This is a genomic window from Rhizobium sp. RU35A, assembly GCF_900156005.1.
Taxonomy (GTDB): domain Bacteria; phylum Pseudomonadota; class Alphaproteobacteria; order Rhizobiales; family Rhizobiaceae; genus Neorhizobium; species Neorhizobium straminoryzae.
Map to the genome: position 1 here is coordinate 130,330 of NZ_FTMR01000001.1, position 13,461 is coordinate 143,790.

13 protein-coding genes are annotated in these 13,461 nt (G+C 64.7%); 3 read left to right on the plus strand and 10 right to left on the minus strand.

What is annotated here, in order from left to right; all coding sequences use genetic code 11:
- Nucleotides 1-56: 56 nt before the first annotated feature.
- A complete protein-coding gene (locus F3H95_RS00795) occupies nucleotides 57-998 on the minus strand; it encodes a YbhN family protein (protein ID WP_143125612.1) in 942 nt (313 codons plus the stop codon).
- A gap of 343 nt (nucleotides 999-1,341) precedes the next feature.
- Between F3H95_RS00795 and F3H95_RS00800 the strand changes: the two genes are divergently transcribed.
- On the plus strand, nucleotides 1,342-2,427 hold the full coding sequence (locus F3H95_RS00800) for an adenylate/guanylate cyclase domain-containing protein (RefSeq protein WP_149744604.1): 1,086 nt from the start codon (nucleotides 1,342-1,344) through the stop codon (nucleotides 2,425-2,427).
- 2 nt (nucleotides 2,428-2,429) lie between these two features.
- Here the strand turns inward: F3H95_RS00800 and ppx are convergent, their stop codons facing one another.
- The 4 genes from ppx to F3H95_RS00820 form a co-directional block, all read right to left on the minus strand.
- Nucleotides 2,430-3,950, minus strand: coding sequence for an exopolyphosphatase (gene ppx / locus F3H95_RS00805; protein WP_143125539.1), 1,521 nt, complete (start codon nucleotides 3,948-3,950; stop codon nucleotides 2,430-2,432).
- 6 nt (nucleotides 3,951-3,956) lie between these two features.
- Entirely contained in the window at nucleotides 3,957-6,146 is a 2,190-nt protein-coding gene (locus F3H95_RS00810) for an RNA degradosome polyphosphate kinase (protein ID WP_143125540.1), read from the minus strand.
- Between the two features lie 91 nt (nucleotides 6,147-6,237).
- Nucleotides 6,238-6,948: a DnaA regulatory inactivator HdaA gene (gene hdaA, locus F3H95_RS00815; protein ID WP_143125541.1), complete on the minus strand. Its 711-nt coding sequence runs from the start codon at nucleotides 6,946-6,948 to the stop codon at nucleotides 6,238-6,240.
- Nucleotides 6,941-8,095, minus strand: a complete 1,155-nt coding sequence (locus F3H95_RS00820) for an AI-2E family transporter (protein WP_143125542.1) — start codon at nucleotides 8,093-8,095, stop codon at nucleotides 6,941-6,943. Before F3H95_RS00820 ends, hdaA begins: the two co-directional genes overlap by 8 nt.
- Before the next feature lie 308 nt (nucleotides 8,096-8,403).
- Here F3H95_RS00820 and purM point away from each other — a divergent pair, with 308 nt between their 5' ends.
- The gene (gene purM, locus F3H95_RS00825) at nucleotides 8,404-9,477 is read left to right on the plus strand and encodes a phosphoribosylformylglycinamidine cyclo-ligase (protein ID WP_149744605.1); all 1,074 of its coding nucleotides are present in this window, start codon (nucleotides 8,404-8,406) and stop codon (nucleotides 9,475-9,477) included.
- The gene (gene purN, locus F3H95_RS00830) at nucleotides 9,474-10,130 is read left to right on the plus strand and encodes a phosphoribosylglycinamide formyltransferase (RefSeq protein WP_149744606.1); all 657 of its coding nucleotides are present in this window, start codon (nucleotides 9,474-9,476) and stop codon (nucleotides 10,128-10,130) included. Before purM ends, purN begins: the two co-directional genes overlap by 4 nt.
- A 25-nt stretch (nucleotides 10,131-10,155) precedes the next feature.
- On the opposite strand, the gene F3H95_RS00835 is transcribed toward purN, so the two are convergent.
- Genes F3H95_RS00835 through blh form a run of 5 tightly spaced genes read right to left on the minus strand, consistent with a single transcriptional unit; the run spans nucleotide 10,156 to nucleotide 13,400 of the window.
- Nucleotides 10,156-10,935, minus strand: coding sequence for a sulfite exporter TauE/SafE family protein (locus F3H95_RS00835; RefSeq protein ID WP_149744607.1), 780 nt, complete (start codon nucleotides 10,933-10,935; stop codon nucleotides 10,156-10,158).
- Entirely contained in the window at nucleotides 10,935-11,366 is a 432-nt protein-coding gene (locus tag F3H95_RS00840) for a YeeE/YedE family protein (RefSeq protein WP_149744608.1), read from the minus strand. The genes F3H95_RS00835 and F3H95_RS00840 overlap by 1 nt, the downstream gene beginning before the upstream one ends.
- Nucleotides 11,363-11,770, minus strand: a complete 408-nt coding sequence (locus F3H95_RS00845; protein WP_149744609.1) for a YeeE/YedE thiosulfate transporter family protein — start codon at nucleotides 11,768-11,770, stop codon at nucleotides 11,363-11,365. Before F3H95_RS00845 ends, F3H95_RS00840 begins: the two co-directional genes overlap by 4 nt.
- Complete coding sequence (gene bigR / locus F3H95_RS00850) at nucleotides 11,767-12,114, minus strand: sulfite-sensing transcriptional repressor BigR (RefSeq protein WP_149744610.1); 348 nt, start codon at nucleotides 12,112-12,114, stop codon at nucleotides 11,767-11,769. The genes F3H95_RS00845 and bigR overlap by 4 nt, the downstream gene beginning before the upstream one ends.
- Entirely contained in the window at nucleotides 12,108-13,400 is a 1,293-nt protein-coding gene (blh, locus tag F3H95_RS00855) for a bifunctional sulfur transferase/dioxygenase Blh (protein WP_149744611.1), read from the minus strand. The genes bigR and blh overlap by 7 nt, the downstream gene beginning before the upstream one ends.
- Nucleotides 13,401-13,461 lie beyond the last annotated feature (61 nt).

A 13,461-nucleotide genomic window follows, 5' to 3' on the forward strand; every position in this document is an offset into this window, starting at 1 on the left:
GCGACGGGCACCGGGTTTCCGGTGCCCGTTTTCCGTTTCAGGGATGCAAGAGCCCTCTAGCGGCCGGCGCTCAGCGAACGTTTCTCGAAGACGAGAACGACGATCAGCGACAGGGCGAAGGGAATGATCAGGTAGAGCAGCCGGAAGACGATGAGAGCCGCCAGCACGTCCGGCTTGTCCATTTCCGGCAGGCCGTTGACGAAGACCAGCTCCAGGACGCCGAGCCCGCCCGGTGCCGTCGACAGAAGGGCTGCCGAAAACGACATCAGGAAGATGCCGAGCACGATGAAAAAGCCCGGATTGCCCGCAGCCGGCAGCGCAAAATAGATGATGGCGGCGGCCGCAATCAGTTCCGCCGGTCCGATGATCAGCTGCAGCATCACCGTCCGCAGGTTCGGATAGGCGATACGGATCGGACCGAGCACCAGCGGCCGGAAGCCGCGCCAGCTGCCATAGACATAGGCTGCCGTCAGCAACAGGACGGCGATGCCCGCCCCGCGCGACACCTCCGGCGAGAGACCCTCGATGAAGCGCTCGCCGAGCGAGGGCTCGAGCACCAGGGTGATGCCGGACAGGAGAATGGTGCCGAACGCAAAGGTGAACGAGCAGAAAGCCACCAGCTGGCCGATCTGGATGGCGCTCAAGCCTTTCGACGAATAGGCGCGGTAGCGGATCACCGAACCGGAAAACACGGAAGCACCCAGATTGTGCGAGAGCGCATAGGTGGTGAAGGAGGTGAGCATGATGAACCATCCGTTCACCCGCCGCCCGAGATAGCCGAGCGCAAGCGCATCATAGCCCGCAAGCGCCACATAGGCGCCGAGCGCACTCAGCACTGCCAGACACCAGTGCATGGCCGATATGGCTTTCAGACTGTCGCCCAGCGCATCGAGAGAAAGACCACGCAGCTCCTTGTAGAGAAACCAGACCGAGATCGCGACGACCGCGAGCCCGAGAACCGACCAACCGTATTTCCTGATAATCGCCTCATCCCCCATGCTTTTTTCGGCACACCACGTCCCCGATCAGATCATGACTGCCGTTGCCCCCACAAGACTATAACCATACCCGCAGCCCGTCGGTCCAGTGATGGTCGTGGCGCGGTCACGCCGGCTTGATCCGCCGTGACGCTGCGCACCAGGGAAGAAAGGACGCTGCCCCCGGTGCTGCAGCCCGATGGCAAAGGAACCTCGGTCAGAACGCGAGAGTTCCCGTTGCGATCCCGCCGCCCACCCACAAATTGCCGCAGTTGTCTCGGACCGCAAAGCTCGTATTGTGCGCTTCGGGAAGCTGGCAGACGAGGCGTAAAGCCCATCTGCCGCGGGAGATGACAGAGGGACCATGACGCGGGCGAGACGGACCGTCATCAATGCGAGGGCCGTGTTTTCCGGCCTGCGCCTCATCATGTTGCTGTCCTTCATCGCGCTGACAGGCATGCTGTTCATGCTGCTGTTTTCGGTCGATGGCGCACTCTATATCGGTTCGCTCTACGCGCTCGCCTGCAGCGTGCCGCTGATTGTCTTCGAAGGTGGTCTGCTGCTGCCAGCCCTGCTGCAGCGCATCCGCCGCTTCTCGACGCCGGCCTATTTCCTCTCGAGCCTCGGCATCTACTTCGTGCTTTCGGGCGTCGGGTTCGCCCTCGCCGGCATTATCATGAAGACGACCGGTATGATCGACGCGCACTGGAAGCAGGTGCTGCTGATCCGCCCACCGGCCTTCCTCTACACGCTGGCCTTCTTCCTGAGCGGGATCACCATCCTGCGCGTCCGCCAGCTCCTCGGACGGCGCGTCTTCCTCAGCCTGCTGACCGGGCGCTACCGCACGCCCGTCCAGGAGGAACGCATCTTCCTGTTCATTGATCTCGTCGGCTCGACCGCCTATGCCCGCGGGTTCGGCGACCTGCGTGCCCAGGAATTTCTTGGCGAACTCTTTGCGGATTTCGCCGGCCACGTGCGCAAGCATCAGGGCGAGATCGATGATTATGTCGGAGATTGCGCGATCGTCACCTGGCCGATGCAGGAGGGACTGAAGGAGGCGCGTTGCGTGCAGTGCCTGCACGATATTCTCGATGACATCGCCGTGCGTGCCGCATGGTGGGAGACCCATTTCGGGCGCGTGCCGCAATTGTCTGCCGCGCTGCATGGCGGATCGGTGGTGACGGCCGAAATCGGCGTCTTCCACCACAAGATCACCTATTTCGGCGATGTCGTGAACACCACCGCACGCATCGAGGCCCTGTGCAGGACATTGCAGCGCCCCGTGCTGATCTCCAGCGATCTGATGCAACGGCTGACCCTGCCGCAGGGCACACTGGCCGAGCCGATGGGAGCGCATCTTGTCAAGGGCCGCGACGAGCCGCTCAACGTCTACGCCCTGTCGCGCACTGGCAAGGGCCGCACGGCAGAGGCCCGTCCCCGCGCGTCCTGATCTTATTCGAAGACGAAGGCGATCCGCCTGCCGGTCAGTTTCGACAGCTGCTGAAGACGCCCGTCCAGACGTTCGCCGGCAAAATCAATGTAGTCGTGCGGCACCACCAGATCGAGGTCGAGATCGGGGCTTGCGGAGCGGCGGAAATAAAGATGGTCCACGACCCCTGGCATCGAGGCCGAGAACAGATAGACGACGCGCAGCAGCCCGCCGAGCAGCTTGGCAAGCGACAGAAGCCGGGGCGTTGCGATCTGCGACAGCGGCCCTGTCGCCCCGTCGTCATGCAGGCCCTCGAACCGGTAGTAATTGGCCAGTGCCAGATAGGCGCGGCCCGGATGGGTGATGCCGACCAGCGAGGAATGGGCGATCAGGTTGAGCGCCTGCAGCCCGCGATAATCCGGATGGGCCCGCCAGCTGATATCGGCGAGAAGACAGGCGGCACGGCGATAGCGCGCCTCCTCTTCCGTCTCCTCGATGCCGAACATCGGCACCATGCGGCCGGTCCAGTCCGCAAGCTCGCGCGCATGTTCGGGCGAGCGGGCCCGCAGAATGGCGAGCTGGTCGGCGGCAAGCAGCAGCGGATCCTTCTGCTGCTCGTCCTCGGGAAGCTCGGAGAAGAGGAACCCCTCGCGCACCCCTTGCGCGGAAAACACCACGCGGGCCGGCTTCATCACGGCAAGCACTTCCTGCATGGCGACAGCCCCGAAGGGCAGAAGCGCGCGGCGGTTCTTGGAAACGGACTGCCAGGCGGGATCCTTGGAATCCTTCGACAGCACCACCTGATCGAGGAAATTCTGCATCTCGTTCAGCTGCAGCTCGTAGCCCTGCATCATATGCAGCGGATAGCGGGTGATCTCCATGTGCAGCTTGGCGATGTTGCGCCAGGTGCCGCCAACCGCGTAGAAGGTGCGTCCCTCTCCCTTGGTGAGAAATTTGGCGTTACGGACCTCGTTGCGGGCAAGGCTTCGGGCCTTCTGCAGGGAATTTCCCGAGGATTCCGACAGGCGCAACCCGCCGAGCGGCAGCGTGATTCCCTTGCCGAAGCTGCTGCCCTTGATGTCGATCAGTTCCAGCGAGCCGCCGCCGAGATCACCGGCGATGCCATCCACATCGTTGAAGCCACTGATCACGCCGAGCGCGGAATAATAGGCCTCCTGCTCGCCGGACAGCACCCGGATCTGCTGGCCAAGGATGCGCTCGGCCTCCTCGATGAAGGCCGGGCCGTTGGAGGCCTCCCGGGCGGCGGCGGTCGCCAGCGCAAACAGCCGCGTCGCACGGGCCTGATCGGACAGCGCGCGGAAGCGACGCAGCGCGCTCAGGGCGCGCTTGACCGCCTCCTCGTCCATGCGGCCATTGATGCCGAGGCCCTTGCCGAGCCCGCACAGCACCTTCTCGTTGAACAGGATGGTCGGCGAGCGGGACAGATCCTCATAGATCACCACGCGCACCGAGTTTGAGCCGATGTCGACAACGGAAACGGGAGCGCTTCCGGGGAGACGCCCCTGGGCTTCAGATCGTACCATTCGTCACTATTTCTTGCGGCCGGAGATCAATCCAGCGATGAGTTTCGGCGCACTCGACTTCAGGGCTTCCCCGCGCCCCGAAAGGCTCGGATTGGTCATAAAATACTGCTGCGCGTTGAAAGGTTCCTCGCCCTGACGGACCTCCATGCGACGCGACGTACCGTCGGGCAATATCTCGTAGCTCTGCTGGTTGTCAATCAGGTTGCCGAGCATGATCTGTGACAACACCTGCTCGTGCACGGTGGGATTGAGCAGCGGCACCAGCGTTTCGACGCGCCGGTCGAGGTTGCGCGGCATCATGTCGGCCGAGCCGATATAGACGAGCGCCTTGTCGGAGGGCAGGCCGTGGCCATTGCCGAAGCAGAAGATGCGACTGTGTTCGAGGAAGCGGCCGACGATCGACTTGACGCGGATATTGTCGGAAAGGCCGGGCACCTGCGGCCTGAGGCAGCAGATGCCGCGCACCACCAGATCGACATCGACGCCGGCCCGGCTTGCCCGGTAGAGCGCATCGATGATGTCGGGATCGACCAGCGAGTTCATCTTCATCCAGATGGCCGCCGGGCGCCCGGCTTCTGCGTGCTCGATCTCCTCCTCGATATGCCTGAGGATGCGCGGCCGCAGCGTATAGGGCGAGACGGCAAGCTTCATGCTCTCCTCCGGCTCGCCATAGCCGGTGATGAAGTTGAACACGTTCGCCATGTCATGGGCGATCTTCGGATTGCAGGTGAAGAAGGACAGGTCGGTGTAGATCTTCGCCGTGACCGGATGATAGTTGCCCGTACCGAGATGGCAGTAGGTCCTGAGCTTGCCGTCCTCACGGCGCACCACCATCGACATCTTCGCGTGCGTCTTCAATTCGATGAAGCCGAACACCACCTGCACGCCGGCGCGCTCCAGGTCGCGCGCCCAGCGGATATTGGCCTCCTCGTCGAACCGGGCCTTCAACTCCACCAGCGCCGTCACCGACTTGCCCATCTCGGCCGCATCGATCAGGGCGCGGACGATCGGGCTGTCGTTCGAGGTGCGGTAGAGCGTCTGCTTGATCGCCAGCACATCCGGATCGCGCGCCGCCTGCAGCAGGAACTGCACAACAACGTCAAAGCTCTCATAGGGGTGGTGAACCACCATGTCCTTTTCGCGGATGGCCGCAAGGCAATCGCCAGCGTGTTCGCGAACGCGCTCCGGAAATCGGGCATTGTATGGCTCGAAACGCAGGTCGTCGCGCGGGGCCTTGGTGATTTCGGAAAGGGTGTTGAGCGCCAGCAGACCCGGCAGAACCGCGACGCGATTGTCGGGCACGCCAAGCTCCTGCACCACGAACTGGCGCAGGGACGCCGGCATTTCGGAATCGGTCTCGATGCGGATGACCTTGCCGCGGCGGCGGCGCTTCAGCGCCGTCTCGAAGAAACGCACCAGATCCTCGGCCTCTTCCTCCACTTCGATATCGCTGTCGCGGATGATGCGGAAGGTGCCGGCGCCCTTGACCTCGTAACCGGGGAAGAGGCGGTCGATGAACATCGACACCACGTCTTCCAGCGTGATGTAGCGGATCGTCTGGCCCTCGTCCGGCAGGCGGATGAAGCGATCGAGCGTCGGCGGCAGGCGCAGCAGGCCGGTCATCGGCTCGCGACCGCTCTTGCTGTCGAGCTGCAGGCCCATCGAGAAGCCGAGATTGGGAATGAAGGGGAAGGGATGCGCCGGATCGATGGAGAGCGGGGTCAGGATCGGGAACAGATTGTCCTCGAAATCGCTGGCGAGCCAGTTGCGATCCTCCGGCGACAGCGCCGCCGGCCTGACGATCAGGATGTCTTCCTTGGCGAGATACTGCTGCAGCACGGCGAGCGAGGCCTGCTGCTCCATCTGCAGATTGTCGATTTCTTTCAGGATGTCGTCGAGCTGCTCGGCCGGCGTCTTGCCGTCGGGGCTGCGCACCACGATGCTCTGGCGCACCTGGCCTTCGAGGCCGGCGACGCGCACCATGAAGAACTCGTCGAGGTTCGCCGCCGAGATCGACAGAAAGCGCACGCGTTCCAGCAGCGGATGCGCAGTGTTCAGCGTCTCCTCAAGAACGCGGCGGTTGAACTGGAGCCAGGAAAATTCGCGGTTGATGAAGCGATCAGGGCTCGTCAGCAGGTCAGAAGCTTCCGCCGTCATCTCCGGGAGGCTCTCCCGCGTTTCGGAAATCTGGTCCATGTCGCTCCCTCTGCCATTGCCATACCGCATCGGACGATGCGCCGAACGTTGCACTCGCCCCTATTCCTTTTCAACGACGCGGCGATGACAGTCAATCAGCGGTGTCCCGGCCGGCGAGGCTTTCCAGCACTTCGGCCGCAAGCGTGCGGGTGATGCGCGTACCGCGCGCCAGCGCCAGCCGGTCGAGGCGATCGACAACGCCTTGCGCCGCCTCCATCGAGCGCTCCATGCGCGCCACGATATAGGCGACGATGCGGTCATCGATATGCAGCTGCCGGTCTGCAAACAGCTTGATGATCACCTGCCCCAGCAGATCCTCGTCCGGCTCGCCGATATCCACCACCGTCGCGGCCTTCAGGCGCGAGCGCAGATCGGCAAGCATCACCGGCCAGGACATCGGCCAGAGCCGCGCCGTGATGAGCAGCGTCGTCTGGTGCTGGCGCACGCTGTTGATGACATGAAAGAGCGCATTGTCATCGAAGCCGCGCCGGTCGGCATCCTCGAAGAGGACGGGGCCGCGGGCGGCGACGAGGGCCGCGTCGCTTTCGGCGGTCGGATGGATGTCGGCGGCACCGGTGCGTTCGCGCCAGATGCTGGCAAGATGCGACTTGCCGCAGCCGGCGGGTCCGGTGAGGATCACCACAGGCGCCGGCCAGTGCGGCCAGGCATCGATCATGGCAACGGCCGCACTGACGGGGGGCGCGACGAGGAGATCGTCGCGGCCGGTCGCGGCATCATGGGTCAGCGCCAGCGGCAGCTGTTCCGCGCGCTGACGCTTCTGTTTGTCGAGCGTCTCAGTCATGGTCGTTCGGAGGCGTTTCAAGGGCCCTGGCTTCCACGCCGTTCCTGTCGTCCCAGGGCAGCGCGGCCGAATGGCCGAAGTAAATATCACTTTGAAGATACCGTGTGAGGGCGAAGCGGACAAGCACGCCGACCACGGCGGCGGCGGGAACCGCAATCAGCAGCCCGACGAAGCCGAACATGGTGCCAAAGGCCAGTAGCGCAAACATCAGCCAGACCGGATGCAGCCCGACGCTGGAGCCGACGAGCTTCGGCTGCAGGATGTTGCCCTCGATGAACTGGCCGGTGAAGAACACGCAGACCACGGCAATGATCCAGGGATAATCCGGCCAGAACTGCATCAGCGCCACGCCGACGGCCAGCACCAGCCCGACCAGCGAGCCGATATAGGGAATGAAGCTGATCATGCCCGCGACGAAACCGATCAGAAGGCCGAAGTTCAGCCCGACGATGGAGAGCCCCACCGCGTAGAAGAGGCCGAGGATGAGGCAGAGCGACCCCTGTCCGCGAATGAAACCGGACACCGCCTGATCCATCTCGCGCGCCAGCTGGCGGATCGTCGTCACCTGATCGCGCGGGATCCAGCTGTCGACCTTGGCGACCATGCGATCCCAGTCGAGCAGGATGTAGAAGGCGACGACGGGCGTGACGACGAGCAGCGAGATGACATCGACGATGGCCTTGCCGGAACTCCAGATCTGGCTGAGCAGGCCGCCGAGGAAACCGGCGCCCTCCGACATCAGGCTGGAAAAGTTCTGCTTGGCGTTCTGGACCTGCGTCACCAGCCATTTCGGCAGGAAGGAGTTTTCGGGGCTGGCGATCACCTGCTGCAGCTGCGTGATATAGCCCGGCAGCATCTTGGCGAAATCGTTGAACTGGCTGACGATCAGCGGGATCACCACCATCAGGGCAATCGCGAACATCAGCACGAAGCCGATCAGGATCACGACCGTTGCCATCAGGCGCGAAAGGCCGCGCCGTTCCAGCCAGTCTGCCACCGGATCGAGGAAATAGGCGAGTGCCATGCCCGCCACGAACGGCAGAAGGATGGTGCGGAAGGCGAGCAGGAACAGGACGAAGACAAGAAGCGCGCCGAACCAGAACAGCACGTAACGTCTGAGGCTCGCACCACTGATATGATAGGCCATCGCTTGCGTCCCCTGCATCACTCTCGAGGACATGGGATAGGCGCTTGCCCGTTGCAAGGTCAAGGCTGCGGATGCAATGCACAAGAGAGGGCCTGAACAGCTGGGAAAACCGGGGTTCAAGGCGTCTGCCGCTTGCATATCGCGCCCACTCGTGCAATGGCGACCGTCTCCAGGCAATCCCGTTCCGTTGCCGGTCTTGGCCGGTCTTGCGACCCGGAGCGGGCGGCCTGTTCCTTTTTATCAGGGCGCAGGTTCTTCTCGCGACGCATGCGACCGCGACACCTGCCGCAGACAAGCGGAGACGGGCGATGAGCAACGCAGGCAAGAACGGTCTCACCTACAGCGATGCGGGCGTCGACATCGATGCGGGCAACCTGATGGTGGAAAAGATCAAGCCGGCCGTGCGCTCTACCCGCCGCCCCGGCGCCGAGGGCGAGATCGGCGGCTTCGGCGGCCTGTTCGACCTGAAGGCCGCGGGCTTTACCGATCCGGTTCTGGTGGCCGCCAATGACGGCGTCGGCACCAAGCTGAAGATCGCCATCGACGCCAACCGTCATGACACCGTCGGCATCGACCTTGTCGCCATGTGCGTCAATGACCTCGTGGTGCAGGGCGCCGAGCCGCTGTTCTTCCTCGACTATTTCGCAACCGGCAAGCTGGACCCGGAACAGGGTGCCGCCATCGTGCTCGGCATCGCCGATGGCTGCCGCCAGGCCGGCTGCGCGCTGATCGGCGGCGAGACCGCGGAAATGCCCGGCATGTACCGCGACGGCGATTATGATCTCGCCGGCTTTGCGGTCGGTGCTGCCGAGCGCGGCCAGCTGCTGCCCTCCGGCGACCTTGCCGAAGGCGATGTGATCCTCGGCCTGACCTCGTCGGGCGTGCATTCGAACGGCTTCTCGCTGGTGCGCAAGATCGTGTCGCTTTCCGGCCTCGCCTGGGATGCGCCGGCCCCCTTTGCGGACGGCAAGACGCTCGGCGAAGCGCTGCTGACCCCGACCCGCATCTATGTGAAGCCACTCCTGAAGGCGATCCGCGAGACGGCCGGCATCAAGGCGCTCGCCCACATTACCGGCGGCGGCTTTCCGGACAATATTCCGCGCGTTCTGCCGGACACTCTGGCCGCCGAAATCGACCTCGGCAGCATTCCCGTTCCGCCGGTCTTCTCCTGGCTCTCTGCCACGGGCGGCGTGGCAGCCAATGAAATGCTGCGCACCTTCAACTGCGGCGTCGGCATGATCGCCGTCGTCGCTGCGGAAAATGTCGCGGCCGTCACCGACGTTCTGACGGGTGAAGGCGAAGTCGTGGTGCCGCTCGGCCGCATCGTCGCGCGCGCCGAAGGCGGCGCAGGGACGCTCTACAAGGGTACGCTTGGCCTATGAGCATGGAGAAGAAGCGCGTCGTCGTGCTGATCTCCGGCAGCGGCTCCAACATGCTGGCGCTGGCCGATGCCTGTGCCGCACCGGATTTCCCGGCCGAGATCGTGGGCGTGATCTCCGACAAGAAGGCGGCGGGCGGGCTTGCGAAGGCGAGCGCTCGCGGCATCGCCACCTTCGCCTTCGAGCGCAAGGATTTTTCCAGCAAGGCCGAGCACGAGGCGGCGGTGCTCGGCGCCCTCGCGGCGTTGCAGCCAGACCTCGTCTGCCTTGCAGGCTACATGCGACTTCTGTCGGCGGACTTCATCCGTCCGTATGACGGGCGCATCCTCAACATCCATCCCTCGCTGCTGCCGCTGTTTCCAGGCCTCCACACCCACCAGCGCGCGCTGGAGGCCGGCGTGCGGATTGCCGGCTGCACGGTGCATTTCGTGACCGAAGGCATGGACGAAGGCCCCTGCATCGCCCAGTCCGTGGTGCCGGTCATGCCGGGCGATACCGCCGACACGCTCGCCGCCCGCGTGCTGACGGTCGAGCATCATACCTATCCGCTGGCGCTTCGCCTCGTGGCGGAAGGCACGGTGCGGATGACGGCGCAGGGAACGGTGGAGCGGATGACAAGCATCGTCAGCCCCGATGCCCGGCTGATCAGCGCCTGAGCCCCCGGCACCGACGGATTGCGCCTTACGCAGCAATCGCGCCAAGGCTGCGGGAGATCACATAGAGGGCGACGCAGAAGATCAGGCCGGCAAAGATGCGGTTCAGCATGTTCTTCTGTGCCGAAAGCCGTGTGGCCGCCAGCGTTCCCACCAGACCGCCCAGCACGCCGCCGAAGATGAACTCGCCCGCCAGCGCCCAGTCCACCAGCCCTGACAGCGAATAGTTGACGGCGGTGGCCAGCCCGAAGGCGGTGACCGCCATCAGCGAGGTGCCGACCGCATCAATCATGGGCATGCCGGTCGCCAGGATCAGCGCCGGCACGATGAGAAAGCCACCGCCAATGCCAAAGAAGCCGGAGGCGCCGCCGGCGAGCAATGCCATGACGGCCGTCAGCACGCACATGCGCCGATCGACGGGGCGCGGTGCGACCTCCACCAGCGGTCGCCGGCGCAGCATCAACGCCCCGACCGCGATCATCACCAGCCCGAAGAAGAACAGCAGCTTCGATCCGTCGAGCGCCTTGCCAAGCGTCGAGCCACCGAAGGCCCCGACGACGCCGAAGGCCGAAAACACCAGGCCGCAGCGCCAGCGCACATGCCCCTTGGCCGCATGGCCGATGAAATTGGCAAGGGCATTGACGGCGACCGCCAGCGCGCCGGTGCCGATCGCCACATGCGGCTGCGCGACACCAACGACATAGAGCAGCAGCGGCGTGGCGAGGATGGAGCCGCCGCCGCCGAGCAGGCCGAGCGTGAAGCCCACCAGCCCGCCGGAGCCGAGCGCGGCGATCAGCTGTTCGGTCATCACACCTTCCCCGCCAGCACACGGTCGTGCAGGATCATGCCCGCCACCATGGCGATGACGAACAGCAGCACGGCCCCGAAGCCGAGCGGCAACGCGGAAATCGCCGGCCCCGGACAGAAGCCGCCGAGCCCCCAGCCGATGCCGAACAGGGCCGAGCCCAGCACCAGCGGCCGGTCGATGCGGCGGTTGGTGGGGATCTGGAACTGATCGGCCAGCACCGGCTGTGGCATGCGGCGGACCCAAGCCATGCCCGCCATGGCCACCAGCACGGCACCACCCAGCACGAAGATCAGGCTCGGATCCCAGGCGCCGAACGGATCGAGAAAGCCCTGCACGCGGGCGGGGTCCAGCATGCCGGAGAGCGAAAGGCCGAAGCCGAACAGCGTGCCGCAGCCAAGGGCGGCCAGAACGGAACGAAAGGATGCGGTCATAGGCTTGCCCTCATCAGGGAGACGGTCACGATGCCGGTGATCAGGAAGGTGGCGACGGCGACCATCGAGCGCGGCGAGAAACGGGCAAGGCCGAGCACGCCATGACCGCTGGTGCAGCCGGAGCCCATGCGTGAACCAATGCCGACCAGCAGGCCCGCAAGAATGATCACCGGCAGTGAGGCGCTGATCGTCACCGCAGGCCACGCGCCGAAGGCAAGGTGATAGAGGAGCGGCCCGAGCAGCAGGCCGATCACGAAGGCACCGTTGAGCGGGGCATTCGCCCCTTCCGCCAGCCGGCCGACGATACCGCTGATGCCGGCAATGCGACCGGTGAGGATGAGGTACAGGATGGCGGAGAGACCGATCAGCAGCCCGCCGGCAAAGGAGGTGAGGTACGGGCTCATCGCGGCATGTCCTCCGCGCAGTAGATGTCGAACAGCGCGGCGATCAGCTGCGCCGTCTTCGCCGCGGTGAGGCGATAGAAGATCTGCTTGCCTTCCCGCCGGGTTTCGACGATCTCCGCCTCGCGCAGCACGGTCAGCTGCTGGGAGAGCGTCGGCTGGTGCACGTCGAGCTTTTCCTCGAGTTCACCGACGGAAAACTCGCCCTGCACCAGCGTGCAGACCAGCATCAGGCGCACCGGATGGGCCAGCACCTTCAGGTGCCCGGCCACCTCCGAGGCACGCGCCTCCATGGCCTTGGGGCTCATGCCGAGCGCGCGCTTCCTGTCGAGAAAATCGGTTACCATGCGGCCCCCTCCAGCGCATTGAGCGGAATCTTCAGATAACGCCGGCCATTGTCTTCCGGCTCCGGCAGGCGCCCACCGCGCACGTTGACCTGCAGCGCATGCAGGATCAGCTTCGGCATCGGCAGCGTGCGATCGCGCGCCTGACGCAGATCTACGAAAGCGGCTTCAGCAATGCCGGCGAGATGCGGGTTGGTGCGCTTCTGCTCGGCCACCGTGCTTTCGAAGCGGGGATGACGCCCGCCGGGCTGATAGTCGTGGCCGGTGAACAGCCGCGTCTCCTCCGGCAGGGCGAGGATCGCCTGGATCGACTGCCAGAGCGCATGTGCGCTGCCGCCCGGAAAATCGGCGCGGGCGGTACCGCTGTCCGGCATGAAGATGGTGTCGTGCACGAAGGCTGCATCGCCGATGACATAGGTGATGGAGGCGAGCGTATGACCCGGCGAGAACATCACCCGCGCATCGATGCCGCCGACCTTGAAGGTGTCTCCCTCGGCAAACAGCCGGTCCCACTGCGAACCGTCGGTCTGAAGCGCCGGCCAGTTGTAGATGCCCTTCCACAGCCGCTGCACCTCGACGACATGATCGCCGATCGCCGTCGGCGCGCCGGTCTTCTCCTTCAGATACCGGGCGGCAGAGAAATGGTCCGCATGCGGATGCGTGTCGAGGATCCATTCGACCGTCAGCCCCTTCTCGGCGACATAGGCGAGGATACGGTCGGCATTGACGGTCGAGGTCTGGCCGGATTTCTCATCGTAATCCAGCACCGGATCGATGATGGCACAGCGCTTCGTCGCCGGATCGGTGACGACATACTGCACGCTCCAGGTGCGCGGATCGAAGAAGCCCTTCACCTCGGGACGGCTGCGGAGGCGACGCTCGAGCCAGGCGATCGGCGCGCTCATGTCGAGCCCGTGGACAGTCCCGAGCGCGCCGATGTCCGCGACACTCATGCGCCCATCCAGCGCCTCGCCGAGGGCATGGAGCGCAAGCGCCCGCGCGCCGGTGCGGCAATGGGCGAGAACCGGTCCCTTCGCCTCGGCAAGCGCTGCACGGAAGGCATCCACATCCGCGTCGGTCATGGCGCCCATGCTGACCGGCAGAAACCGATAGGCAAGCCCGGCCTCGGCCGCCGCCTCGCGCTCGATGCGATCTCCGGGCGCGCCCTCCTCGCCGTTCGGGCGCAGATTGACGAGCGCAGCAAAACCTTGCGCCCGCAGGCGGGCAATGTCCTCGACAGCAGGCTGCGCGGCAATGGCGAGGCGATCAGTGATCTGGATGGCGTTCATGACGGGGCTCCCTGGCCTTTCAATATACAGTTATATATAATGTATATTGTTTGAACGCAAG

What these genes read in the sequence shown, in the direction of transcription:
- hdaA (WP_143125541.1), bottom strand. Translation starts at nt 6,948, where the DNA reads ATGACTGAGACGCTCGACAAACAGAAGCGTCAGCGCGCGGAACAGCTG.
- ppx (WP_143125539.1), bottom strand. Translation starts at nt 3,950, where the DNA reads ATGGTACGATCTGAAGCCCAGGGGCGTCTCCCCGGAAGCGCTCCCGTT.
- F3H95_RS00800 (WP_149744604.1), top strand. Translation starts at nt 1,342, where the DNA reads ATGACGCGGGCGAGACGGACCGTCATCAATGCGAGGGCCGTGTTTTCC.
- F3H95_RS00845 (WP_149744609.1), bottom strand. Translation starts at nt 11,770, where the DNA reads ATGAGCCCGTACCTCACCTCCTTTGCCGGCGGGCTGCTGATCGGTCTC.
- blh (WP_149744611.1), bottom strand. Translation starts at nt 13,400, where the DNA reads ATGAACGCCATCCAGATCACTGATCGCCTCGCCATTGCCGCGCAGCCT.
- F3H95_RS00795 (WP_143125612.1), bottom strand. Translation starts at nt 998, where the DNA reads ATGGGGGATGAGGCGATTATCAGGAAATACGGTTGGTCGGTTCTCGGG.
- bigR (WP_149744610.1), bottom strand. Translation starts at nt 12,114, where the DNA reads ATGGTAACCGATTTTCTCGACAGGAAGCGCGCGCTCGGCATGAGCCCC.
- F3H95_RS00840 (WP_149744608.1), bottom strand. Translation starts at nt 11,366, where the DNA reads ATGACCGCATCCTTTCGTTCCGTTCTGGCCGCCCTTGGCTGCGGCACG.
- F3H95_RS00820 (WP_143125542.1), bottom strand. Translation starts at nt 8,095, where the DNA reads ATGGCCTATCATATCAGTGGTGCGAGCCTCAGACGTTACGTGCTGTTC.
- F3H95_RS00835 (WP_149744607.1), bottom strand. Translation starts at nt 10,935, where the DNA reads ATGACCGAACAGCTGATCGCCGCGCTCGGCTCCGGCGGGCTGGTGGGC.
- purN (WP_149744606.1), top strand. Translation starts at nt 9,474, where the DNA reads ATGAGCATGGAGAAGAAGCGCGTCGTCGTGCTGATCTCCGGCAGCGGC.
- purM (WP_149744605.1), top strand. Translation starts at nt 8,404, where the DNA reads ATGAGCAACGCAGGCAAGAACGGTCTCACCTACAGCGATGCGGGCGTC.
- F3H95_RS00810 (WP_143125540.1), bottom strand. Translation starts at nt 6,146, where the DNA reads ATGGACCAGATTTCCGAAACGCGGGAGAGCCTCCCGGAGATGACGGCG.